The following is a 23,830-nucleotide window of genomic DNA, read 5'->3' as shown; positions in this document are numbered from 1 at the left end:
TGGAAGGTCGAAGAAACAAGGAAAAGCCCTCGCTCTTCTTCGGGTCCTCAGCGTTCGAATGCCTGCGGTGCCGTGCCGGCGTACAGCTCAGTATTCCCGTCACGGCCGATCTGGAGCGATCGTTGCATCCCCCGATAGGCTATCAGCAGTGCCAAAGGCAGCCAGAAGAACGGTGCGGTCGATGGACCGAAGGAATCGCTCATCTGGTTTGCGGCGAGGTAATTCCATACGGAAACCGACGAACCGAGCACCATCACATTCGCTTCTGCCGCGTCCTCGTTCCTGTGCTTGCCGAACAGTGTGGAAAGAACGGCGCTGACCAGATAGGCCGTGACCAGCAGAGCGATGACCGCCACCAGCGCGACGCCGGGCACCCCGAGCGTTCTAAAGTAATCGATGAACAAATTGTGGCTATGGGGAGCGATGTCGCCCACCGGCTGCCCTGCCCCGACTCCGATGAAGGGATGCGTCAAGCCGAGATCAATGGACATCGACCATAGCCGCTGCCGCGATACGATCGAATGCGCCTCGCCTCCGGAGAGTTGAACCGACAGCAGCTTGTAAGCCCGTGGATTGAGGGACTGCAATGTGACCAAACACACCTGGATCAACACGGGAGCCGAAACCACGCCAAGGATAACCGATATCGGCCTCTGCTTTCTCATCACCAGATAGATACTGTATAGGCCGAAGAAAATTCCAAGACCGACAACGCCGACAACGAAATTTGTCTTTGAACCTGATTTCACCAGGCCCAGCAGCACCGCCGCAAGACAGCCCAGCAGGAGAATCCGGTGCCTGCGAGCAGTAACCAGCTTCGCGGCGATCAGCGGCAACCCCGCCGACAGGGCAATTCCGAGCTGGTTCGAGTGCTTGAAATATCCTTCAGCCCTGTCGGCGAATTTGGCGTCGCCCAGGCCGATCGTCACAAGACACGACGTTGCCACGCTCATGACGATCATCGCCATCACAATTCTGTCGACCGCCTCGAAACCCTTGGGCCTCGTAGAGATCGCGGCAACCGCCGGGACAATGGCAAATCCGAATATCTGCGCGAAAACTGCGCGCATTGTCCGGAGCGGACTGTCTGCATAGAGCATCGATAGAAGGGAAAGAACGATGATGAAGGCAGATGTCGTCAGCACGGCAGCCGCCAGGGCGGCTTCGGTATGATGAAGGCGCCGTACCGTTTCGCCATAGCAGACGACGCTTACCAGAGCGCAGAACAGGGCCAGCAGGAAGGAAAGTGACCCATCGGTTCCGGCAATCCGCGTGGCGCCAGGGAACCATATCGACACGATAAGCAAAAGAACGGATGCCTGAAGCATGGGATGGTCTGTGGGATGTCGCACCAAAAGCGCTACTTCCTGCTTTTTCTGGCAAGTCTATGAGCGGGGCTGTCCGTGGCGAATGAGGTGCAGCCGACGCGGTCCTTCATCGCTACGCAACATCCAGCACCGTTTACCCTGAACAAGTAACACTGAGAAACAAGTCGCCCAGCGTTCGCCCGTGCACAACAATTCAAGGCATGCTGCCGCACTGCGGGTGAATACTCCGCATATCATTCAACAAGCAGCGTAAGCTCAGCCGGTGGACAAGGAAATGAGCGAAAGGGTGACATTGGTGCAAGGTGACCTACGCCTTTTGTGCAAGCGACCGAGGCGCGGTTCCCGAGGCCTTTGTTGCCATGAGGGAGGGGCACATAGTGCAGCCCCAGGCGCGCAGATCTCGAACGATAGGCGTGCACCGGATTTGAATGTTGGTAGGGGTTCGCAAAATGTGGGAGACTTTGCGCGGCACATTGGTTCTTCCGGGCCCAGGAGATCGCCGTGCTTTGGAGCCTTGTCGCCGTCGGCGTGACCGGCATTTTGCTGGGATTTCGCTTTCGCGCACCTGCACTCATCGTCGTGACGGCTGTGACCGTCGTGATCAGCGCCGCCGCAAGCGGCACCGACGGTCTGTTCGATCGGCAGCGCCTGCTTTCGATCTTGCTCCTCGTCGCCACGCTGCAATGCGCCTATGTGCTCGGCCTCTTGCTCGGCGCCATATGGCGCCGTGGCACGACCCGTGAGCAATGACGGAGCGTGGCGCGTCGTATGAAGCCGTTCAAACGCGGCGTGCTTTCAGTCAGGACGCATGGTCGAACTTCATCACGGCGAAGACCGTCCGTCCGAGGATGACGACATCGGCCCATATGGACCAGTTTCGTATATAGCGGCTGTCGATGGAGACACGACTGGCATAGTCTACTGCGTCTCTGCCCGTCACTTGCCACAGGCCGGTCAGTCCCGGCCGGGCTTGCAGATACTCGGCCGCACAGGCGCCGTAGCGTTGCAGTTCGTCGGGAACGACCGGGCGCGGACCGACACAGCTCATTTCCCCGCGCAGCACGTTGATGAGCTGCGGCAGTTCATCCAGGCTCGACTTCCTGAGGATGCGCCCCAGGAATGTTATGCGTGGGTCGTTCTTGAACTTCCAGTTCTGCTCCCACTCCTTGGCGGCTTCGGGGTTCTTCGCCAGGTAGTCGGCCAGAACCTGCTGAGAGTTGGCCACCATGGTCCTGAACTTGTAGCAGGCGAAACGCTTGCCGTTGAAACCGACACGGGTGTGGGAAAATATCGCCGGCCCGCCGTCGGTCACCCATATCAGAAGGGCTACGACCAGCATGACCGGAGAGGCCAGGACAAGCGCGGTCAGGGCGACCGTCACGTCCATCATCCTCTTGCGCCGGCCTCCAAGCGGACGATGGCTCCGGCCAACGTGGAGGCCGGGCCTGCGGGAGTTTATGTCAAATGCGCTGATTGTCACGGGTTTCGTCCAGGAACACTGGCTGTTGCTGCGTACAACTTCACAGCGACGGACCAATCTCGACAAGAGCCGCAAAGGAGGTAGCCAGCTAACTGTTCCCGGTTACCCCCTTAGCCTTATTTCAAGGCACCCGATGTCATGTGCCGGCTAGGCCGCGAAGGCAGCCCAGGCCGCTGAGAGCCGTTTTCCGGTGCAGGGGCCCCCGGGAAGGCGCAGGTGGACGTTTAGGAGGGGCTAGAACCGCGTCGCACTGGGCTGTTGCCGCCGTGCGGACGCTGCCGGCGCAATAGCAGTAGCCGGCAAGGCGCCGATGGCGCCTCCCTATTCATTCGGAGAGGTCCGCGCATTGCTGCCATGGCGGCGGTAAGTCTTCCGACCAAACGGCGTATCATCGGCATCCGATTGCCGTGGTAGCGGTTCGGACAAATTCGGCCTTACTTGCGAGAATGACGCATTGGAACTGTATCCGTCATGAGGCGGTCGAGAGTGCCACCCGAATACAGGCCACCCCTTTGCTTCGCAGACTGCAAATCTGGGGACCGCGCTTGCAGACGCGCAAGCCGGGCCAAGGGTGGACCCAATGCGTGACGGCATATGCACCGCGCCGGGACGAGATCCCGCGAAGCGGGGCTCTCTGCGTCGAAGGACGTTACCAGCCGATCTGATTATGGAGAGCGCGCAACGTGACGGACAGCTTCATGATTTCATCATTTGAGTTCCCCTTAAGGCCGGTTGCTCGCAATGTTCCCGAGATCGATCACGCGGAAGCACTTGCCATCGTCCGCGAGCAAATAGCCTTGCTCGATCTCGATCTCTCCGGGCTAACAGTGGTCGTTGGCGCCGCGACGGGATGCCAGGCGGTAGCTGCGACCGCCGCCGCGCTGGCCGATGCCGGCCGTGTCATAGCGCTCGCCGGCGAATTCCAAAGACATCCGAGCCTGGCAACAGCCGTCGACGCGACGTTGGCATGTGCCAGATACGCCCATGTCTCCGAACGCGTGGAAGTGATGAACCGCATCGACAGCCGCGGATGGCAGGACGTCGATGTCCTCGCGAACGGTCTCCCGGTCGGGCCAATCTCGAGATCGCTCGTTGAACTTCTGCCCCCTCATGCTGTGGTTTCGCTGATGGCTGAACCGTGGGAGCTTCGGCCAGGCGTTGTGGACTTCGACAGCTGTGACGACGCCGGCATCAAGGTCGTGGCTCCCAATCTCGGCCATCCGGCCATTAACCTGCTGCCTGAGTTCGCACGGTTATGTTGCATTATGCTCGACCAGGCAGGCGTTGAGCAAGGCGGCGCAACAGTCGCCCTTGTCTGTGATACGCCCTGTGCACCATTCATCGAGCAGGCTCTGCGCGAGCGTGGGGCGAGAGTGAGCGTTTTTGCGCACCCGTCGCTCCTGACCGACGGCAAATGGGATGTGATCGTTGCCGCGTTGCGGCCGTCCGACAGACCGCCAATGGATATCAACACCCTGGGCCGCATTTCCGAGAGCTCGCGCCAGGCGTTGCTGGTGCAGTTCAGCGGCGAGATCGACCGCTCGGCCGCCAGCTACTTCGGCCTGACGGTGTGGCCGCCGAAGCGGCCCGCCCGCGGTCAACTGGGCCTGCCGCTGGACGTGCTCGGAGCGGCTCCGGCGATCCGCAAGCTCACCGGCGGGCTGAAGGCCGCCGAAGCCGCATATCGCGGCGCGGAACTGGGGCGGGACAGCGTTGGATATATTGTGAAGGCAGGGTCCGGGATGGTTGAGCGGACACGCGCGGAGACACTCGCCGACGCGCATCTGTTGCGCGAAAAGGACCCGGAGGGAACGGCGGATCGCTGAGCATCAGACTCGCGCTCGGACCTCAACGAGGCCCGCCCGCAATCGTAGCGATAGTGTCCGGCAGTCACATCAGCTGGGCCGGCCCGTCAAAGGCCGGCCAGGCGGCGCTTCAAAGCATCATCTCTCTGAGCTTGTAAGCTACTTCCGTACGGTTCGTAGCCTTCAGTTTTTTCATTATGTTGCGGATGTGGACCTTGACGGTACTCTCGCAAAGGTTGAGCTCATAGGCGATTATCTTGTTCGCCTTGCCTTTTCTGAGCGCCTCCACAACGGCGGCCTCGCGCACGGTGAACATGCCGGTGAGTGGACGGGTGCTGCTTGCGGTCGCGTGGATGATCTCCCGAAGCGCCAGCACGCAGCTGGCGGGTACAAAGATTCCACCGGCGCGAGCGAGGCCAGTGGCCTCGGCAGCGACCTTCACTGTCACACTTGTCGGAATGTAGCCTCGAGCGCCACTTTCAAGAGCCGCGAGAATCTCGCCCGGTTCATCGGAATCCGCGACCACGATTACAGGCACGGCGCCGACCTCGGAAACGAAGTTCAAGAGTTCCGCCCGAACACTTTGGTCTGTGACCCTTTTAGCCCCCAGGAGCACGAGGAAAGCTGATGGTTCGCCCGCGTCGGCAATGTTGTGGAATTCGTCGAGCGATCCCACGGCACTGACCCGTAAGCTAGGATTGTGTTCGACAAGGCCGCGAGCCAGGCATTCCCGCTCAAGTGCTCGCTTGTCGATGATTACGACCAGACCTTCGTTCTGGTGTCCGCCTTCAAGCCTAATCTTGCCGACACCACTGCTATCGGGCAGATGCCCATTATGTCCATTGTGTATTGCCACCCCCGTGGCACCATTCGAGAAATCGGGATTTTGAGAGTACACCATAGCCTTACTCCTCCTCTCCGTTGCCGATTTACTTTCCCTATATCCTCTCTTTTCTTTGCCTTGCGCTGCACGCAAAGCCTCTCGTGCGCGTGAACCGATAAGCCTCATCCACGGCATATCAGCCCTGCACGTTCACTGGGAGTAAATCTCAAGGAGTAGGCAAAACGTCGATCCAACGCTCGACGTACGGTGCCACCCGCCACTCTCCGTTTAGGTAGCCCAGCCCGACCTACCTAGATCCATACTACGGGTACTGTGGAAAACTCGCATTAATCCCGGTTAACAATTTGGTAATTATATCTTAGGTGACTAATGTAATCCGAAAGGATAACAACCTTACATTGCATCGTCGAGAATTACACCAGGAAGCTGAACACTCCTCCTTGCCTTTTGGTCTGGGGACACTTGCGGCTTGAGGAAAACGGGGGGCCTCAAATTCCAGGAAAAGTCCTGGCCTCGGCTGCCCGTGCCGCTAGCTCGCACCCAACCACGGCAGTCGGCGACCGTGACCACATGCGGCGAGCGGCCCTCCAAATGGGCGTGACAGCGCCCCCTGGTCGGCGCACCGCCTCGCTCCGATGACGACCGGTCATGAAACCCGGAAGGCAACGCAGACTGTTCAGCCCTGCGCCCGGACCTGCGGGAGGGCGGCGGCGAGCGACCGTTCGAATGCATCGATCAGCGCATCGACCTGGGCCTCGGTGATGATCAGCGGCGGACAGAAGGCGATCGCATCGCCCATGTTGCGCGAGATGACACCATTCTGCTGCAGCAACCCGTTGACCAGTGCGCCGAGCGCGCCGGGCTTGCCCCACGGCGACTTGCTGGCCTTGTCGACGACCAATTCGATGGCCGCGATCAAGCCGATGCCGCGCACCTCTCCGACGAGCGGGTGCGAAGCGAGCTTGCGCAGCCGTGCCTGCATGTGCGCACCGACCGTACGCGCATTGCCGACAAGGTCGCGCTCCTCGATCAGCTTGAGATTCTCCAGCGCCACAGCCGCGGCGACGGGATGGCCGCCGCCAGTGAAGCCATGCCCAAACGTGCCGATGCGGTCGCTCTCGTCCGCGATCGGCTCAAAAACCTTCTCATTGATGAGCAGGGCCGAGATTGGCAGGTAGGAGGAAGAGATCTGCTTGGACAGCACCATGATGTCGGGCTTGATGCCGAAGGTTTGCGAGCCGAACATCTCGCCTGTCCGGCCAAAGCCGCAGATGACCTCGTCGGCGACGAGCAGGATGTCGTATTTCGACAGCACCGCCTGGATCTTCGCCCAGTAGCCTGCGGGCGGAACAATGACTCCGCCCGCGCCCATGATCGGCTCACCGATAAAGGCGGCGATGGTCTCCGGTCCCTCCGCAAGGATCAGCGTCTCGAGATCCTCGGCAAGACGGCTCGAGAATTGTTCTTCACTTTCGCCCGGTTCCGCTTCGCGCCAGTAATGCGGCGTCGATGTGTGGAGCACGTTGGCGATCGGCAGGTCGAATGACAGATGGTTGTTGGGCAGCCCGGTCAGGCTTGCCGCGGCAATCGTCACGCCGTGATAGCCGCGTTTGCGGCTGACGATCTTCTTTCTCCCCGGCTGGCCGAGCGCATTTGACCGGTACCAGACCATCTTCATGGCCGTGTCGTTGGCCTCGGAGCCCGAATTGGTGAAATACGCCTTGCTCATCGGGACCGGCGCCATCTGGACCAGCTTTTCAGCCAGGTCGATCAGCGGCGAATGCGATTTCGAACCGAAGTCGTGATAATAGGGCAGCTTCGACATCTGCCTCGTGGCGGCGTCGACAAGCCGCTTTTCCGAAAAGCCGACGGCTACGCTCCACAGGCCCGCCATCGCTTCGATGTAGCGATTGCCGGCCACGTCCTCGACATAGATGCCATCGCCCTTCTCGATAACGAGCGGGCCCGATTCCTGATGCTTGCGGGCATTGGTATAGCCATGCAGATGGTAGCGTATGTCACGGGCTTCAGGGGAATTGGGTCTGGCGTCCATGACGGCTCCTGTCTGCATGCGTACGGGAACTGTCTGCTGCCCTCTTGGGGTTCCGCAATTTCCCTCTTGCATGTTCCCAAACGAAAACGGCCCGCACAAGGCGGGCCGTTTTCGAAATTTGGTTGCGGGGACAGGATTCGACCTTTGTCATAACTTCTCCAATCCGATGATCTTGCCGAGGATTGGCAAAATCAAGGATGCCGAGCAGTTCGCCGCGTAGCTCGGCGATGACCTCGCCTCGCTTGCTACCGGGCGAAAGAACCACCTCACCAATAAGTGAGCGCAGCGCCTCGGCCGCTTCCCGGCCGCCGACTGGGTCGTTGAGCAATTCAGTGAAGGCAACAACCCTGATGCGGTAGATGTTGGCGATGTTGGGATGAACGTCCGGCACATCGGCCGGCGCCTCAGCCATGCGGCCCATGATCTCTGCCTTCTGCCGCTCCAGTTCCTCAGCGCGCGCCTTCATCACCGGCTGATACATGCCGTCCTCGATCGCTACGATGATGCCGGCAATAGCGCGCTCGATCTTCTCCAGCGCCTTGCGGTCTGCTTGCGCCTGCGCCCGCCGCTCGCGGTTGAGGCGGTTCATCTCCTCTGCATAGGCACGTACCGCCTCTGCGACCGACTCGGCGCAGACCAGCCGGTCCTTGAGGCCGGAAAGAACCCGCTCCTCGATCCTGGCTCGGACAATGGTGCGATTGTTGTTGCAGGTGCCGCGCCGGTGATGGTTGAGGCAGCCGAAACGGTCGCGAAGGATGAGACCATATTTGCCGCCGCAGCACTCGCAACTGAGCAGGCCGGAAAGCAGCGAGACCGGCCGCCGTGCTGCGTGCAGCCGCTTCGCCCTCGCCTCCCGCACACCGGCCGTCGTTGTCTCGAAGAGCTTGGCGATTTGCTGCTGGCGGGCCTTCGCCGCCTGCCAGAGTTCGTCATCGACTGTCCGCAGATGCGGCACCTCGGTCCTGATCCATTCGCTTTCCGGGTTCGGGCGCGACACGCGCTTGCCGGTGGATGGGTCCTTGACGAAGCGCTGCCGGTTCCAGACCAGAACGCCCGTATAGAGCTCGTTGTTGAGTATGCCGGTGCCCCGACAGGCATGGCCGCGGATGCTGGTGTCGCCCCAGGCGCGGCCGAGCGGACCGGGAATGCCATCTCTGTTGAGATCGACAGCGATGCCCTTCGGGCTCTTGCCGGAAGCAAACTCGCGGAAGATGCGGCGGATGACTTCCGCTTCCTCCGGCACGATCTCGCGGTCTCCGCGGATTGGCTCGCCGCCGGAATCCGTCTTCTTCACCACGCGATAGCCGTAGCAGAGCCCGCCACCGGCCTTGCCCTTCTCCACCCGGCCCCGCAGGCCGCGATGGGTCTTCATGGCAAGGTCCTTCAGGAACAGCGCATTCATCGTGCCCTTCAGGCCGACATGAAGCTCCGATATCTCGCCTTCCGCCAGGGTGACGATCCTCACGCCCGCGAAGCGCAGGTGTTTGAAGAGGCTGGCGACATCGGCCTGGTCGCGGGAAATCCGGTCGAGCGCTTCGGCCAGCACCACCTCGAAGACGCCGCGCTGGGCGTCGCGGACGAGTTGCTGGATGCCGTGCCGCAGGATTGTGCTCGCTCCGGAAATCGCCGCATCATGATAGGTGCCGGCCACCTCCCATCGCTCACGCGTCGCCTGCAGCCGGCAAAGGTGGAACTGGTCGTCAATCGAGCTTTCGCTCTGATTGTCGGAAGAATAGCGGGCATAGAGTGCTACACGGGCCATCGGCTGACCTCCTCTCCTCGTCCCCTACCCAGCTTCGTTCTCTGCACCGCTCCCGCTCTCGTCGCGTGGTGCTTCTGCTCGGCTAGGGAACATCCGGTTGTCATTGGCTGCCTGCTGCGTCTGAAAATGCTCCCGTGCGATCTGACGGCCGATGAGGCGGGCGATCGACAACACAACCTTGTCTAACTTGTCGCGTGTCGCAACGTCGGTAATACCAGCACCCTGGTTGTCATTGGCCGGTTTGGTCTCATCCGTCATGGCGATGCCTGCTCTTCCGTGGAGATCAAACAGGCATTGAGGCGCGAAACGGTCACAACAAAAAGGTCAAAACTCGCGTGGTCGTACGGTGGCGTGCAAATACTTGCGCACTGCGATCTGGGATTCCGCGCTGCTCTTGCCGACATCCCCAAGGCGCTGAACATCCTGAAGCGGGCCGGCAAAGGGAAGGCGCCGATCAAGGGCGACGAGCTGCCGGAGTAACGCTCCCTGATGAATAGAGCGGTATTGCACGTGCCGGAGCCTTGCCTGCGTCCGAAGCGTCCGCCGGGCCGAAAACTGCCGGTCAAGGCTGGCGCGGCACGCGCCACCGCGAAGCGGCTCTGGCCTTGACGGGCTGGCTTCGGTCCGGCTTCCTCTCGACAAGCAGGCAGTTCCCTCGCTGGACATAATCTCCCTTATCGGGAAGAGCATGGACGAGCCTTCCCGGACGCTTCTTGCACTTCGGAATCGGGCGAACCCGCTTGAAGACAGGCGAATACCCGAAACCAGAATCGGTACTCCTGTGTCCGCCCGTCGCAATGCGCCGACACGGCGCACCAGGCGATTGCGGTCGCGGCTGTCTCTCCCCACAGGGCTTTCGCTGCTAGCTTCGGGAACGGTCCATTTCTCCAAGGCGGCGTCGCGGCTGAAGGCGTCCAGCAGATCGGGATCGCTCGTCGTCGGATGATGAGATGCCGCAAGAGCATTCTGTGCCGCCAGCTCCCTGGCGGTTGAAGGCTGTCGGGAGATAGACGCTTCGCTGCAAGTTAAGAGTTTCTTGGCTGAAGCCGGAAGTTGGGTTGGATGGGTCTTCATAGCTCGCCTCCTTCCTCGCCCTTCAGGCGCGGAAACAGCAGCCAGCCCGCCGCCTGCGGAGCTTGGGACGCCGCTCGCCGGGAAAGAACTGTTCCGGCACCATCTGCTCGGCGATGCGCACCAGATCGCTGAGCGCCGAGCGGATTTGCAGCCAGGGGAACTCCGAACATTCCTCCCAGGCCTCGCCCTCGCGCAACACGGCATCGAGCTTGCCCGCCACACCGGCGAGAGTCGTGGCGGGGGTCGTTGAGAGCGCTTCCAAAAGATCCTCCGCCCGCTCGCCAGCCTCGCGCTCGGCTCTGAGCGCGGCGGTGTAACCGGTCTCCTTGGCAGCCGCATCCCACCGCGTCTGATGTACCGCCAAATCAGCTTCGGCCTTCTCGCGGAGAGCCGCCATATCCGCCCCTTTGCCGAGCACTTCATTGAGCACCTTGATCGAGTGGACCATCACGTCCTCCCCCTCTGGCAGGCGGACGGTCACACAAGGAAAGCCGACGCTCTCGACAAGCCTCGTCTCCAGGCGCTGCTGCCCGCGGCAAAGCCGCTCGGTCAGCTTGTGGGCTGTCTCCCATTCCCGCCAAAGCGCCAGCGCTGGGTCGAGGGGCATACTCGTTGCGGCCGCCTTGCCGGCAACGGGGCTTTTCTCAAGCAGCAAAGCAGTGGACGTGATCATCCCTCCTGCAAGCACTTGCCTGCGAGTGACGAAAGGCAGAGTCATGCTATTGTCGGAATCAGCCATGATCCGAGCTCCAATCAGCTTGGGTGGTGGTCAGGCCGCGCCGGGTGTAACGAGCACCTCGTGCGGCCGCGTCTTTTACCATTCCGGTATGTCACTTTTTGTGACTTTTAACAAGAAGAAATGTCATGAAAAAGGATATATCGCCTCAGCAGTTTCGTGCAGCCCGAGCCTTAATTGGCTGGACGAGAGAGGATCTGGCTAACGCATCCGGGATAACCGTTCGCACGCTCGTCAGAATTGAGAATGCCCAAGCGGTTTCGAGGCAAACCACGCTGGAGGCGCTAACTGCAGCATTGGAAGCTGCCGGTATCGAGTTCATCCCAGAGAATGGCGGCGGGCCTGGCGTACGGCTAGCACGCCGTCTGGAAAGCAAATGACCTCACAACAAATGGGGCAAATTTGGACCCGCTTCGGTCATCGGAGAGTTCACGACCGAATGGCAGCAATGCGCCCCATGTCGGCCGTTGAGGTGCTCTTCGCTGTTGCCCGATAGCAGACGTTGCCGGCGACCACGGTGGAGGTCGTGGTTGCGCCATCTCAGGACCTTCGCGACGATAGCCGATAAGGTCGTGTTTCGGACGCTAAGCTGTCGTTCTTGGTGACATTTTCCTGACCGACAAGAAGGACTTGCCGGCGAGCATCAGGTCGCTTGTCGGCAACCCGCAGAGGCCGCTCGAGATGAGGAAGAAGCAGCTGGTGGAGTGGCTCGCGTCTCTCAAGCCGATGTACGACCCGAGAGCCGAGCGGGTGCGGATGTGAGTCATCGAGTGATCTAAAGATAACCTGGCGGCTGCAGGGCTGATTTCCGCTACGGGATGGAGTAAGCTGTTCTTCCCGGCAGACAAACCCGCGGAGGCGGTCGCCATGCCAACCCCTCATCTTCCGGTGACCGGCGGTTGCCTGTGTGGCGCAGTCCGCTTCGAGTCGAAGGAGCCACCCGTCCACGGCGCCTATTGCCACTGCAAGATGTGCCAGAAGGCCTATGGCGGGCTCTTCCAAGCCACGGTGAAGTTTTCGGGCACGGGTTTCAGCTACACCAAAGGCGATCCGAAGTACTACCGCTCGAGCGGTTTCGCGAGACGGGCTTTCTGCGCGGAGTGCGGCTCGCCAATCGCCTTCATCTACGACGCCAATCCAAGCCTCTGGGTCCTGATCGGTTCGCTTGACCACCCCGACGAGTGGCCTTTGACCAAGGATGCGTCATGGGGCCAGTCGAACCACTGGTTCGTCGAAGACAAAGTGCCTTGGGAAGAGATCGGCGATGGCTTGCAGCAACGCGGCGAACCACCCGTCACAAGCGCAGCGCGGTCGCAAGCCGCTGGCAAAGCCTCCGAGACGAGCAGCTGACACGTTTTCCGGGGCACCCACCCACGGGGGGAACTCGGACCTTTCCCTGACGGCCTCGCTACGGACCGGATGCGCGGCTCGACCGGCTGATGCTGGCGCGGACGCTGGCGGACTTGCCATGAATGAGAGTACCGCTTTCGCAGCGCCGCGAAACCGCTCACGGGCCGATTCCCGCCGGCACGTTTCCCGGACAAACGTGCTGACGAACGCGCGGCACCAATGCTTTCAACGGCTTACCCGCGCGGGCATGAGCAGGTCGCCCGAGAGCGACGCAATCTCACAATCCACAAACAGGGTGGGCGTGTACGCGGAGGCGAAGCCATTCGGCCGCAAGCAGTTGAATGGTACTACGTCGGTCGATCCTGTTCGGAGCCCTTGGCTCACCTTGGCCTTGTACGTGGACGAAATGCGCCCGAGCGTGTCAGCGAAGAAAGTGTCTTGTGACTTCTCACCATGCGCCGTGAGATACGCTTTCGTCGGGCATTTCAGGTAAGCGGCAAAGACTGCCGTATTGATGTTCGCGTTCGCGTCCATCCCGTTCCAACCATGCGAACTCCGTTGTGATCGCTGAAGGGGACAGACGCCGGAACGCCGCTCGTCGCCACCACCGACATCATTAACTACAACATTGGTGCTAGATTGCCAGACCGACAAATGAACATCACTGGCACGCTGCTGTCTCAGCATTCCCAAGGGTCACGGGGCAGGTTCGCGAACCATCGGATGAAAGCCGATTGGCCGCTTCCCATTACCTACTTCTGCCCTTCGGAAGCTCCCGCCGAAGGGCGTGGTTGGGTCAAACTTCACCGTACGCCTTCTGCGAACGAGCGTCCGCAACGGGGTCGAATGTTGCCTTTCGTCTCGCAGATGAGAACCAGCAAGTAGCGCCATGAGCGGTCATTGGTCAGCCTATTTAGGAACGTCACGAACCGACCCGAGGGCGACCCTTCGTTCGCCGGGCGACGAATAACGGCTTAGCCGCACGCGGCCCCCTTCTCGGTGGACCAGCAACACCATGGTCGAGCGGTTGTCGCGTCTGCGGCATCAGGGACTATGCGAGGTTGGCTGCGACAGCATCCTCATCCCATTCGATTCCAATCCCGGGCACATTGGGGATATGCAGTTCCCCGTCCTTCATGCGGTACGGCGTTTGGAGAAGAGGATCTGCCCAGTCTTGCCACTCAAGCCAATGGGCCGTCTCGGTCACGCGCAAGACGTGGGCAGCAACTTCTGGGTAGAGGTGCGTCGACATAGGAACGCCGGCGGCGCCCGCAATGGCCGCTGCCCTCATCCAGCCGGTTACGCCGCCGATGCGCATGAAGTCAGGCATGACGAGATCGCACGCCTTTTTCTGAAGCGCCTTATGAATTTCCCGTGGCCCATAGAAGTTCTCGCCGATCTGGATTGGCGTCTTCAATTCGCGGCAAGTTGGGCAAAGCCATCGAGATTGTCGTAGACGATGGGCTCCTCGATCCAGGCAAGCCCAAGGTGGTCGATCATGTGGCAGCGCTGCAGGGCCTCTGCCAGGTCGAGCCCTTGGTTGAAATCGACCATCAGATGCATGTCGTCGCCGACCGCCTTGCGCACGGCAGCGACTGTCGTAAGATCATCAGATGGTCGCTCGCGACCGAGCCGTAGCTTGAGGCCAGTGAAGCCGCCCTGGTCGCGTAATTCCAGCGCCTCAGCGGCGACGGCTTCCGGGTCCTTCAGCCAAAGGCCGTTGCTGTTATATGATTTCACCGGCCCCACCGAGCCGCCAAGCAGTACACAGAGTGGCAGACCCGCTGCCTTTGCGAGCGCATCCCAGGCAGCCATATCAAGCCCCGAGGCCGCAATCAGCGACAACCCTTCATAGCCAACAAAGTGAAGGGACTTGCGTGCCGCGCTAAATAACTCGATAGGAGCTATGCTGCGGCCTTTGAGCAATGCGCCGAGATCCTCGATGGCCGGCACGAGGTAGCGCATGGATTTTACGACATACGGTTCCAGATAGCTGCGCCCGATGACCCCCTCCTCGGTGTGGAGATCAATGAGAATGAGCGGCCATTCCGTGATCGTCGCAATGCGCGCGACAATCGGGCGGTTCAGCTTCAGGACGACTGGTCGTGCGGTGATACCTCTCAAGGTCAATGCGGGGAACGGCATGCCGGGCACCTGCGAGTTTATTGCCTATGTCCGGGCTTTTCTGCTTATCTGGTCGCGATGTAAATTCAGTAGCGAGTATACTTTTCGGAAGGATGATGTGTGCCCAGATCCGCCGAACTCACGCGCAAGCGCATCCTCGAAGCTGCGTATAGGCTGTTCCGTCGACGTGGCTTCAGCCGGGTCAGCATGGATGAGATCGCGGCCGCAGCGAGGCTTACAAAGCGCACGCTCTACCATCATTTCAGGAGTAAAGACCAACTTCTGGCAGATGTTCTCGAAGCTCAACACGGTTTGGCCCTGCAGGCTTTTCGAACATTTGGAGACCGGCTCTCTGGTTCGCCGGAGGCTATTGTGGAGGGTATGTTTCGAGAGCTTGCTGTCTGGGCAGACAGGCCACGCTGGTCGGGCTCGGGATTCACGCGACTGGTCATAGAACTGGCCGATCTGCCCGGTCACCCGGCGCGATTGATTGCGCGTCGGCATAAGGCACAATTGGAGCGCTGTCTGGCCGAGCTTCTTACGGAATCTGGCGTTGAACGATCAAGCGAACTCGCCCGTGCAATCTGGCTGCTGTCGGAAGGCGCGATTTCGCTGATCCTGGTCCACGGCGACCATGGCTATTCCACAGCAGCTTCAGCGGCTGCCAAGGTACTCCTTGATAGACATCAGAAACAATTGCCGGAGAGGCCGAGAGGGCGACAGAGTGGACTATCCACGTAAGGAACAATGATCCTACCTCGCTCATCGGCCTGTTTCGGGACGTCCGCAATCCGCTCCATTGCTGCTGTTTCGATTCCCAACTTGGCCGTCCGGATAGGGTCAGGTCACGACGATGCCCGCGCCCAACCTAAATGTCCGCTCTGGACGATCCGCAGACCGAAGCTGCCGGTCTGTTCTCGGCCCGTTCTCGTCGAATAGCAGCCGGACGGCAACGCGCCCAATATAGGCGGTTGAGTAGATCCGAGCCGCATCCCAAAAGCGGCTATCTGTGCGAACAGCCGAGGTGTCACGGTTGTGCCATTTGCCGACGTCGACCTGCTGTTGCCGATGGTTCCCGCAAATGCAGCTTTCGACGACCAGGCCAGAGCCGTGGACTGCGGCAGAGCGGATGCTCTTTCTGCCTACGACGTTGAGATCGAAAATTCATTGTCCGATCCGTCGCGCAGGTGTGTGGATTGTGGCCCGTTACCATAACAATCAACCAACTCTATTTTAGGGCACTGACAAATGGAGATGATCATGTCCACTATCGAAGCAGCCGGCACTTTCACTTTGGGCGAGCGTCGCGTGAAGCGGCTGGGCTATGGAGCAATGCAATTGGCAGGCCCGCACATATTTGGCCCACCCCGCGATCCGGACGCCGCACGCGCGGTGCTGCGCGAAGCCATTGCCCAGGGTGTGGATCATATCGACACCAGCGACTATTACGGCCCGCATGTCACCAACCGGCTGATTCACGAAGCCCTTTCGCCCTACTCCGACGATCTGGTCATCGTCACCAAGATTGGCTGCGTTCGCGGTTCCGACGCCTCATGGCTGCCGGCGTACTCGGCGAGCGACTTGGCAAAGGCCGTTGAAGACAACCGACGCAATTTGGGGGTCGATAGGATCGAGGTAGTCAACCTACGCATCATGTTCGGCATGGGGGCAGTGGAGGGCTCGATCGAGGCACCGCTGACTGCCCTAGCGGAAATGCAGAGCCGTGGTCTTGTTCGGCATGTCGGTCTCAGCAATGTCACCGCGGCCCAGGTTGCCGAGGGCCGCAACATCACGCCAATTGTTTGCGTGCAGAACCAATACAACCTAGCGCATCGTGAAGACGATGCCCTGGTGGACGAGTTCGCCCGCGACGGCATAGCCTATGTGCCGTTCTTCCCTCTTGGCGGCTTCAGCCCACTGCAATCCACCGCTTTGTCGGAGGTGGCGACGCGACTTGGTGCGACGCCGATGCAAGTTGCCCTGGCTTGGCTGCTACATCGCTCGCCCAACATCTTGCTGATCCCCGGCACATCATCGGTGGCGCATCTCAAGGAAAATCTGGCCGCGGCAGAGATCGAACTGTCGGAGTACGACATGGATGTGCTCAACAGCATAGCTGCTACCGCAAACTGACGTTCGATTTCGACACCCATCCCGCAATCAGTTCGTGTGGGGCCGCTACTTTGAGAGCCAGTTGGCGCGCAGATATGTCGCTTTACACGCTGGAGGACTACACTGCTGTGCGCCATGTGATGGCCGCACATTGATAGGAGACTGACGTGAAACACCTCCTGGCTTCGCTTTGTGTTTGGACGCTGGCTGCCGTCATTTCTTGCAGCTCGTGCGGACGTACTCAATCTGCTTGGGAATAACCAGGTTGAGCTGTTTTTTCGGGCCTGCGGCGATCTCGAGAGTCCGCCCTGGCTGTAGCATTGCCCATAATGCCTCCGTGTCCGGTGTCGATACGGACGGCCACCAGTCGTCATCCATGTCGGCGTGCCTAATCTCAGTCGGTATCGTCTCCATCGAGACCTGTCCCACCTTCAGCAGGACACGCCCATTCGATTCGGCAAACCACGCCGCAACTTCACGCTGATCCATCGAAAATTGGATCCACGGGCCGTCTTCGCATCCAATATACGCAAACTTGCATTCGATCGGGTCGTCGCATTCGGCATACCAAAAGGACAACGTCCCTTCGCCGTATTCCGTCATGAGTTCATCCGATTGCGCCTTGGCGGGAGCGGCGATGGCGGCGCAGGTAAGCGCGGCGGCAAATAACAGCGTCCTCATTCCGCCCTCCCCGTTGAAACCAATGCTTAGCGGCTTCGAGGTGCCGCGGAAACGCCCATTCGTCAGGCGAAAGGGCTTCGTTCATTTGTATGACCGCCTCGACCTCCTGATCCGGCACGAAGCCCGGCTCAGTATGCCTTCACCCGTGTGGGCGAGAGCAGGCCCGGTCGAGTTGTCCTATGCAGCCGAACGTGACGCACTTCTTTAGTCAAGGATGGCGTCCGGTCCGGCTCCACAAACGATGGCACAAATGCGCTCTCCGCTGTTGACCTGCACCCGTCCTTCAGCAAGCGCCGCCAGGGCGGCGGCGCCGCTGAGATCGGCTGCCAGGCCCATTTCGAACCACAGGCTTTTGGCGGCTCGCAGCATCTCGGCATCGTCGACCAGTACGATCTCGTCGACGCCGCGACGGACAATGTCGAAGATGCGGTCGTCGGTTCTGGCGCAAGCCATGGTGGCCACCGAGGTCGTGATCTTGTCCAATGCCACATTATGTCCGGCTTCTAGCCCGCGCAGCAGTACCGGCGACCCTGCCGCCTCGATGCCGACAATGCGGACATGAGGCGCCAGCGCCCTTATCGCGGTCGACACGCCGCTGATCAGCCCGCCGCCGCCCATAGCAACCAGTACGGTTGTCACGTCAGGCATCTGATCGAGAATTTCAAGGCCGACGGTTCCTTGTCCGGCCACCACCGCAGCATCTGCGAAGGGATGGAAATAGACCGCCCCCGTTTCTCTTACGAATGCCTGTGCCGCCTCATTGGATTCGTGCCACGCCGATCCTATGATGCGAGTGGCAGCGCCCCATGCCTCGAGCTTTTCGATCTTGGCCGGCGAGGCGTTGAACGGCAGAAAGATGGTGGTCGGCACACCAGCCATGAACCCGGCCCGCGCCGTGGCAACGCCGTGGTTTCCTCCCGATGCTGCAACGATGCCGCCCTGGATGGCTGCGCGGTCCAGCGACAGCAACTTGTTGGTGGCGCCACGCGCCTTGAACGAACCGGTGACCTGAAGCAGCTCCAGTTTGAGCATCAGCTCGATGCTGCCGGTCAGCGGCGTCTTCAGGTTGGTCGCGGCAATCATCGGCGTGCGCCTGATATTGCCCTCGATGCGGGCGGCTGCGGTGTGGATGTCCTCAATATCGATCAAGCCAGCTCTCCCTCATAGCGGGTCGCGACTGCAGCGCAGCAATTGTCGACGACCACTCGGCCAGGCTGGCGGCGACCGTAGACGATGCCGTCTGACAGGTAACGCACGGTTTCCGGAATTCTGCCGGGATCGCCGAGATTGTGGATGCGGGCGATACATAGAAAGCGCTTTGTGTCAGATGGCAGAATCTTCCGAATGGTCCAGTTTGCGCCTTTTACAACCTTAGGGTCAAACGGCCGCTTTGCGCCGCATATCGGTCGTTTGGATGATCTCTGTCGCTTCCCACAAGCGGACATTACTTGGACTGGTGTATAGATCTCCGTTGCGCCGCAAGCGGACATTCGCCGCTTGTGCCAACGAAAATGGGACCGAGGCCCGAGGGAGCTATCACGCCTCAGAGTTGACTAAGAATGAAGCTATGCCAAACCCGCACGACGGGCGCCTTCTCTGATCGCAGCAATAGCGACAGGATTGGTAACCGGATAGGTACTGATGAACACTTCAGCCGTGAAGTTCGGGAATTCGTCTTTCAGTCGCGCACTAATCTTGGCGACCTGAGGCGTTTCATTGAGCATCGCATGAGCCATTGCCAGGAATAGAAGTGTGGCGGGTGAGTCTGGCGCAGATTGACGTAGAGCGACCAGCGATTCCCGGTGAAGGCCAAGAACGAAGCTGCATCGCGCAAGCATTCCATAATACCAGGGAACATACGGATTTAGCCGGACCGCTCGCTTGGCCAGTTCGTAGCCGCGCTTCGCATCGCTGCCAACAAGAGCTAGGCTACCTGCAAGAAAGGCAAGTGAGTCAGCGTCATTTGGAGCCGCCGCCAACACTCGGTCATGTTCTTCGACAGCGGCTTCGATATCGCCCTGCAATGCCCGAAGATCGGCAAGCATTATGCGGGCGTAAATATCGGCCGGATCGAGCGCCAGCGCTTGCTTGACACATTTGCTCCAGCTCTCGATCGAGCCGGAAACATCGTTGGTAAACCCGTTACAAGCATCCACACCATGCGCAATTGCCAGCGCGGTCCAAGCTCTTGCAAGACCCGGATCGAGCTCGATCGCACGCGCCAGTAGCCGTATCGCCTCCTTGTTCGACTCACGCGTGAAAAGGTGCTTCTGCTCAAGCCCAAGCAGATAGCAGTCATAGGCCTGCAAACTTGCTGGAGGCTTCCGACGAGCCACATCGCGTCGCAGATTGGCGAGCTGACCGTGGCACGTTGCAAGGACATTGATGACGTTTTCGGTCACGCTGTCCAGCATCGCAAACAGGTTGTTCGCCGAACGATCGTAACGCACCGTCCAAACATCGACCCCTGTGTGGGCGTCAACGAGTTGGACGCGGATGCGCACCCGCTGCCCGTCCACTTGAAAACTTCCCTCGATCACATAGTCGGCATTCAACTCTCGTCCGAGGGCTCGCACGTCAACACGCCGTCCCTTGTAGGAAAGCATTGTCTGACGGGCGATCACCGCAAGGTCGCGGTAACGGGCGAGATCAACTATGAGGTCCGCCGACAAACCATCAGCGATGCGAGTCCAGCGTTCTTCTCCGCCTAGATTGTCGAACGGGAGAACCGCGACGACTGGCGGGCCCGACTCGTCGGTCGAAAGGCTTCCGGGTAGTGCCTGGCTGCGGTCCTGCTGGCGGTGATCGGCAAGTAAGCCAGCAAGCGCCACTTTGCTGCGAACATCGAGCTTCCGATAAATGGCCGAAAGATGGGTCCGAACGGTGGTAGGCGCTATGAAGAGTGTTTCGCCGATTTCGCGATAGGTCATTCCCTCCGCGAACTTTGCCGCAACCACCAGCTCCCGATCCGACAAGCCGGCGAGTGGATTGCCTACGGCGCGAAGCACTGTGTCGAACTCCCCATCCGCTGCCTACCTGTGGCCAAGAACCGATGACCTTGCATCAGGGTGAAAATACTACAGATGCGACATCGAAAACACTGCATTTGCACGATTCCATCCGACGGGTCAGCATCCTAGCCTCCGCAGATCGGCAGGGTCTGGTCGCTTGGCAGGCCCTGGTCGATTCAGAACACGGCGGGCCTCCATGACAAAGTTGTCTGTCTTGACCGCAATACTGGTGCTGTCGGTGTCGGCGGGGCCATGCTTGTCCGAAGGCACCCAAACTAACGGCAAACTGATTTCCGAAGAAGCGGTGAAAGCTGCCAGCGCTGAACTGTATTCAGACATCCTCGTGCGAGCATGCAGGAACGGATGGCGGTATCCTCGCAGCTACATCGAAAACGGATTCAGGCGCCACCTGGCAGAGCTGAAACTGCAGCTTGTCGATCAGGGTTACACTGTCGTACCCGAGATGACCGCGAATAATCCGCAGGTCCAAGGAACGATATCGGGGACCAAGTCACGCCGATTCAGTTGCTCCCACCCATACTGGCGCGACGAATGGCCTTCCAGCCCGACGATACGCAATTCGAAAGGCTGATTCGAGTCGGTTCTCCGTAGAACGTCATGAAACGAAGGGGCCGGATTGGGTCAATCCAAGACCTTAACCTTATCGGTTTGAACTCCGATATTCGCTTCGCGGACGCCACAACCTGCCATTCCGCTGTCGGCAAGATCAACTCCGCAAGAGGCTGCGCAGGCGAGACCACAGCCGGGGGCGATCGACTGGCGGTTCGGCGCCCGTCTCGCTGGATGCTGGCTCGCTGGGCGTCAGCAGGTAGAGCCAGGCCAGCATCTCGTTGGCCTCGCCACAGCAGGGCCCTGCAATGCCGGCCGAAAGGATGCTCAGCGCTTCCCCCCGCGAAAGTGTCGTGGGTGCAATCGGCGTGTCAGCCCTCACATGCATGATTACTCTCCATGATTGGCGGTGGCAGCGACGCGCAGGTTTTCGAGCGACGCGAGATATGTGGCGGACCTCATCTCATGGACATCAGATCCGTCATGAGGCCGACCCCGACCCTGACGACGAACTTCGGCGCTGGGGGCTCCAGACAGCCGATGTCCTTCAACTGATCGGGCGTCAGGTCTGCTAATGCCCTGCGCCCTGCAACGGCCCGCCGCCAGGCCATGAAGGCAGCGACCGCTGTCGCCATGCCGTTCGACGCTGCCCCAAGCAGCCGGTGTTTCGATGTGCGGGTCTCTGCGCGAGCTTCCGTGTGAGCCATTTCACTCTCCCGTTCCAGGTTACGGCCGGAGCTTGCCACGGGGGCGATTTGCGGTTGTTCAGACAGGCGTGAACCGTCGAGGGAAAGGCCGACGGACCGCCGTTAAATCCGCGTTAAATCGACCGCCGAAGGTGCTATTGTGCCGGTGCGTTCGAAATTCGGAGGGGCGTCGTGCGCATCCGGTTGCTTGGCGGTCTCGAAGTGACTTCGGCAGAGGGGCAGCCTGTCCGGTTCGCAACGCGCAAGTCCGCGCTCCTCTTTGCCGCCCTGGTCCTGGCGGGCCGCCGGGGCCACCATCGCGAACGGCTTTGCGAGGGGTTTTGGCCGGGACGAGGCGATGCGCAGTCGCGCAATAGTTTGCGCCAGGCGCTTGCCGACATCAGGCGATGGTTTCCCCCCGCCGGCAATGCAGCCATTTCCATCGAGGGAGATCAGGAAACGGTGGCGCTGACGGCCGGCCCGGACGAAGCGGATATCTGGCTCTTCGAGCGCAAGCTCGCCGAAAGGGGAACGGCGGACCTCGCCTTCGCCGCCGACCTCTACCGTGGTGACGTGCTTGCGGGCGAAGCCATTCCCGACGGCCTGGATGAATGGTTCAGCCCCTATCAGATCAGCTACCGGCAAAAAGCGCTGCAATTGGTGGAACGCCTCAGCTTGGCACGGCCCGAAGCCGGATCAGCGGATGAAGTGGCCTGCGAACGGCTCGCGGAAAGGCTGCTCGTATCGGATCCGACCGCGGAGGCGGCCCATCGGGCATGGATGCGGATCCACGCCGCCAGGGGCCACGAAAACGCGGCCTTGCGCCAGTTCGAATCCTGCCGCGCGCTGCTGAAGAAGCATCTGGATGTCGAGCCCGAGGCACAGACCAATGCACTGGCGGCCTCGCTGCAAATGCGGGGCCGACATCGCCAGACCGCAACGGCGCACGACACCGAGCCTCCTCAGACTGTCCGAGCGTCGGCGAGACCGCACGACCAGCCCTCGGTGGCGGTGATGCCCTTCGACAATCTCGGTGGCCCGGACGACGAGTATTTTGCCGACGGCGTTGTCGAGGAGATCACTGCCGCGCTTTCCCGCATCCGTGACTTCTTCGTCATCGCCCGCCAGTCTGCTTTCATCTACAAGGGACGCTTCGTGGACGTTACTGAGGTCGGCAGGGAACTCGGCGTCGCTTACGTGGTCGAAGGCACTGTACGGCGGGGCGGCGACCGGCTGCGCATTTCCGTGCAACTGGTCGATGCCGAGACGCGGGCGCAACTGTGGTCCGAGCGCTACGAGGGTTCGACCGAGGACGTCTTCGAGTTCCAGGATAGGATCGCCGCGCAGGTGGCCGGCGCCATCCATCCGGCGATTCGCCGCGCCGAGATCGAGTTGGCCAAGCGCAAGCCGCCGACCAGCCTGCGGGCCTATGATCTCGTCATGCGCGCCTACCCGCACATTTGGGGCCGCCGCAAGGACACCAACGACCAGGCGATAGAGCTGCTCAAGAAAGCGATCGCGGTCGATCCGGCCTATGGTCGTGCGCATGCGCTTCTGGCGTGGTGCCACGCCTCGAACGCCTCGTATCTATGGGCCGAGCATCCAGAGAGCGAGCTAGACAAGGCGCGCGCGGCGGTCGAAGCCGCAGGCTCGATCGGCGACGATCCAACCGCTTTGGCCGCCGCCGGCTCGGCGTTGAGCATGTGCGGCGACCAGGAGCGCGCTGCCGCATTCATCGAAAAGGCGCTCGCGCTCGATCCGAACAATGCCTGGGCATGGGCACGCCATGGCTGGATCGCGATCTACAAGGGCGAAGCCGCCCGCGCGCCGGAACTGTTCCAGCGAGCGATGGCGCTGAGCCCGATGGATCCGTTCACATTCGCCATGAAACTGGGAATGGCCACCGCCATGGCCAAGACAGGTTCGCTTTCGCAGGCTGTCGCGATCGCCCGCGAGGTCATCGCCGCCCATCCCGACATCATCATGTCCTATCGATACCTCGCCGCCTGGTCGGCGATGAGCGGCGATCTAGAGACCGCACGCTGGGCCGCGCAAAAGCTGCTTACCGCCCAGCCGGACTTCACGATCGAGCGATACCGGTCTCTACCTATTCTTCGGAACACGCCGAAATGGGCGGACCAGGTGGTCGAAGCCTTGAAGCTGGCAGGATTGCCCGAGCGCTGACCATCCGTCCGCAAAAGCGCCCGTCGGGTG

At 60.7% G+C, this 23,830-nt stretch carries 22 protein-coding genes and 1 pseudogene; 8 read left to right on the top strand and 15 right to left on the bottom strand.

The features are described 5' to 3' along the window. Window positions 1–47 precede the first annotated feature (47 nt). On the bottom strand, window positions 48–1,328 hold the full coding sequence (locus AC1RUK_RS00195; protein ID WP_481837264.1) for an O-antigen ligase family protein: 1,281 nt from the start codon (window positions 1,326–1,328) through the stop codon (window positions 48–50). A gap of 501 nt (window positions 1,329–1,829) precedes the next feature. Here AC1RUK_RS00195 and AC1RUK_RS00190 point away from each other — a divergent pair. Then, entirely contained in the window at window positions 1,830–2,078 is a 249-nt protein-coding gene (locus AC1RUK_RS00190; RefSeq protein ID WP_481837265.1) for a hypothetical protein, read from the top strand. Window positions 2,079–2,127: 49 nt separating this feature from the next. Here the strand turns inward: AC1RUK_RS00190 and AC1RUK_RS00185 are convergent, their stop codons facing one another. Further along, on the bottom strand, window positions 2,128–2,718 hold the full coding sequence (locus AC1RUK_RS00185) for a sugar transferase (RefSeq protein ID WP_481837266.1): 591 nt from the start codon (window positions 2,716–2,718) through the stop codon (window positions 2,128–2,130). Window positions 2,719–3,491: 773 nt separating this feature from the next. On the opposite strand from AC1RUK_RS00185, the gene AC1RUK_RS00180 reads away from it, so the two are divergent. Then, a complete protein-coding gene (locus tag AC1RUK_RS00180) occupies window positions 3,492–4,634 on the top strand; it encodes a hypothetical protein (RefSeq protein ID WP_481837267.1) in 1,143 nt (380 codons plus the stop codon). Window positions 4,635–4,743: 109 nt separating this feature from the next. Here AC1RUK_RS00180 and AC1RUK_RS00175 read toward each other — a convergent pair whose 3' ends face one another. From AC1RUK_RS00175 to AC1RUK_RS00160, 4 genes are all read right to left on the bottom strand, one after another. Then, a complete protein-coding gene (locus AC1RUK_RS00175; RefSeq protein WP_481837268.1) occupies window positions 4,744–5,514 on the bottom strand; it encodes a LuxR C-terminal-related transcriptional regulator in 771 nt (256 codons plus the stop codon). A gap of 619 nt (window positions 5,515–6,133) precedes the next feature. Next, window positions 6,134–7,510: an aspartate aminotransferase family protein gene (locus tag AC1RUK_RS00170; RefSeq protein ID WP_481837269.1), complete on the bottom strand. Its 1,377-nt coding sequence runs from the start codon at window positions 7,508–7,510 to the stop codon at window positions 6,134–6,136. Next, window positions 7,485–9,272, bottom strand: a complete 1,788-nt coding sequence (locus AC1RUK_RS00165) for a recombinase family protein (RefSeq protein WP_481836566.1) — start codon at window positions 9,270–9,272, stop codon at window positions 7,485–7,487. The genes AC1RUK_RS00170 and AC1RUK_RS00165 overlap by 26 nt, the downstream gene beginning before the upstream one ends. Before the next feature lie 24 nt (window positions 9,273–9,296). Beyond that, the gene (locus AC1RUK_RS00160) at window positions 9,297–9,530 is read right to left on the bottom strand and encodes a hypothetical protein (RefSeq protein ID WP_481836567.1); all 234 of its coding nucleotides are present in this window, start codon (window positions 9,528–9,530) and stop codon (window positions 9,297–9,299) included. Between the two features lie 18 nt (window positions 9,531–9,548). On the opposite strand from AC1RUK_RS00160, the gene AC1RUK_RS00155 reads away from it, so the two are divergent. Then, the gene (locus AC1RUK_RS00155; RefSeq protein ID WP_481837270.1) at window positions 9,549–9,752 is read left to right on the top strand and encodes a hypothetical protein; all 204 of its coding nucleotides are present in this window, start codon (window positions 9,549–9,551) and stop codon (window positions 9,750–9,752) included. A gap of 194 nt (window positions 9,753–9,946) precedes the next feature. On the opposite strand, the gene AC1RUK_RS34460 is transcribed toward AC1RUK_RS00155, so the two are convergent. Then, entirely contained in the window at window positions 9,947–10,237 is a 291-nt protein-coding gene (locus AC1RUK_RS34460; RefSeq protein WP_488656671.1) for a Y4oE-related protein, read from the bottom strand. Between the two features lie 131 nt (window positions 10,238–10,368). Beyond that, window positions 10,369–11,085: a hypothetical protein gene (locus AC1RUK_RS00150; protein WP_481837271.1), complete on the bottom strand. Its 717-nt coding sequence runs from the start codon at window positions 11,083–11,085 to the stop codon at window positions 10,369–10,371. Between the two features lie 125 nt (window positions 11,086–11,210). Here AC1RUK_RS00150 and AC1RUK_RS00145 point away from each other — a divergent pair, with 125 nt between their 5' ends. Both AC1RUK_RS00145 and AC1RUK_RS00140 read left to right on the top strand, forming a co-directional pair. After that, window positions 11,211–11,462, top strand: coding sequence for a helix-turn-helix domain-containing protein (locus AC1RUK_RS00145; RefSeq protein WP_481837272.1), 252 nt, complete (start codon window positions 11,211–11,213; stop codon window positions 11,460–11,462). Between the two features lie 487 nt (window positions 11,463–11,949). Beyond that, a complete protein-coding gene (locus tag AC1RUK_RS00140; protein WP_481837273.1) occupies window positions 11,950–12,432 on the top strand; it encodes a GFA family protein in 483 nt (160 codons plus the stop codon). A 225-nt stretch (window positions 12,433–12,657) separates the two neighbouring features. Here AC1RUK_RS00140 and AC1RUK_RS00135 read toward each other — a convergent pair whose 3' ends face one another. Together AC1RUK_RS00135 and AC1RUK_RS00130 are read right to left on the bottom strand one after the other, a co-directional pair. Then, window positions 12,658–12,966 carry a hypothetical protein gene (locus AC1RUK_RS00135; RefSeq protein ID WP_481837274.1) on the bottom strand — a complete coding sequence of 103 codons (309 nt, stop codon included), beginning with the start codon at window positions 12,964–12,966 and terminating at the stop codon, window positions 12,658–12,660. Between the two features lie 517 nt (window positions 12,967–13,483). Next, a pseudogene (locus tag AC1RUK_RS00130) lies at window positions 13,484–14,577 on the bottom strand (enolase C-terminal domain-like protein). Between the two features lie 99 nt (window positions 14,578–14,676). Between AC1RUK_RS00130 and AC1RUK_RS00125 the strand changes: the two are divergent. After that, on the top strand, window positions 14,677–15,297 hold the full coding sequence (locus AC1RUK_RS00125; protein WP_481837275.1) for a TetR/AcrR family transcriptional regulator: 621 nt from the start codon (window positions 14,677–14,679) through the stop codon (window positions 15,295–15,297). A gap of 519 nt (window positions 15,298–15,816) precedes the next feature. Beyond that, window positions 15,817–16,689 carry an aldo/keto reductase family oxidoreductase gene (locus AC1RUK_RS00120; RefSeq protein WP_481837276.1) on the top strand — a complete coding sequence of 291 codons (873 nt, stop codon included), beginning with the start codon at window positions 15,817–15,819 and terminating at the stop codon, window positions 16,687–16,689. Window positions 16,690–16,881: 192 nt separating this feature from the next. On the opposite strand, the gene AC1RUK_RS00115 is transcribed toward AC1RUK_RS00120, so the two are convergent. From AC1RUK_RS00115 to AC1RUK_RS00095, 5 genes are all read right to left on the bottom strand, one after another. Next, window positions 16,882–17,349, bottom strand: a complete 468-nt coding sequence (locus AC1RUK_RS00115) for a hypothetical protein (protein WP_481837002.1) — start codon at window positions 17,347–17,349, stop codon at window positions 16,882–16,884. 204 nt (window positions 17,350–17,553) lie between these two features. Then, window positions 17,554–18,498 (bottom strand): threonine ammonia-lyase, encoded by a 945-nt coding sequence (locus tag AC1RUK_RS00110; RefSeq protein WP_481837277.1) that lies wholly within the window; start codon window positions 18,496–18,498, stop codon window positions 17,554–17,556. A 416-nt stretch (window positions 18,499–18,914) separates the two neighbouring features. After that, window positions 18,915–20,279, bottom strand: coding sequence for a LuxR C-terminal-related transcriptional regulator (locus AC1RUK_RS00105; protein WP_481837278.1), 1,365 nt, complete (start codon window positions 20,277–20,279; stop codon window positions 18,915–18,917). Window positions 20,280–21,087: 808 nt separating this feature from the next. Continuing rightward, window positions 21,088–21,318, bottom strand: a complete 231-nt coding sequence (locus tag AC1RUK_RS00100; protein WP_481837279.1) for a hypothetical protein — start codon at window positions 21,316–21,318, stop codon at window positions 21,088–21,090. A 70-nt stretch (window positions 21,319–21,388) separates the two neighbouring features. Further along, entirely contained in the window at window positions 21,389–21,637 is a 249-nt protein-coding gene (locus AC1RUK_RS00095; RefSeq protein ID WP_481837280.1) for a DUF1127 domain-containing protein, read from the bottom strand. A 171-nt stretch (window positions 21,638–21,808) separates the two neighbouring features. Here AC1RUK_RS00095 and AC1RUK_RS00090 point away from each other — a divergent pair, with 171 nt between their 5' ends. Continuing rightward, entirely contained in the window at window positions 21,809–23,800 is a 1,992-nt protein-coding gene (locus AC1RUK_RS00090; protein ID WP_481837281.1) for a BTAD domain-containing putative transcriptional regulator, read from the top strand. Window positions 23,801–23,830: the final 30 nt, after the last annotated feature.

It is taken from the genome of Mesorhizobium monacense, from assembly GCF_056781675.1.
The sequence above is the reverse complement of the archived record's forward strand: the minus strand, read 5'-3'. Positions and strand labels throughout refer to the sequence as shown.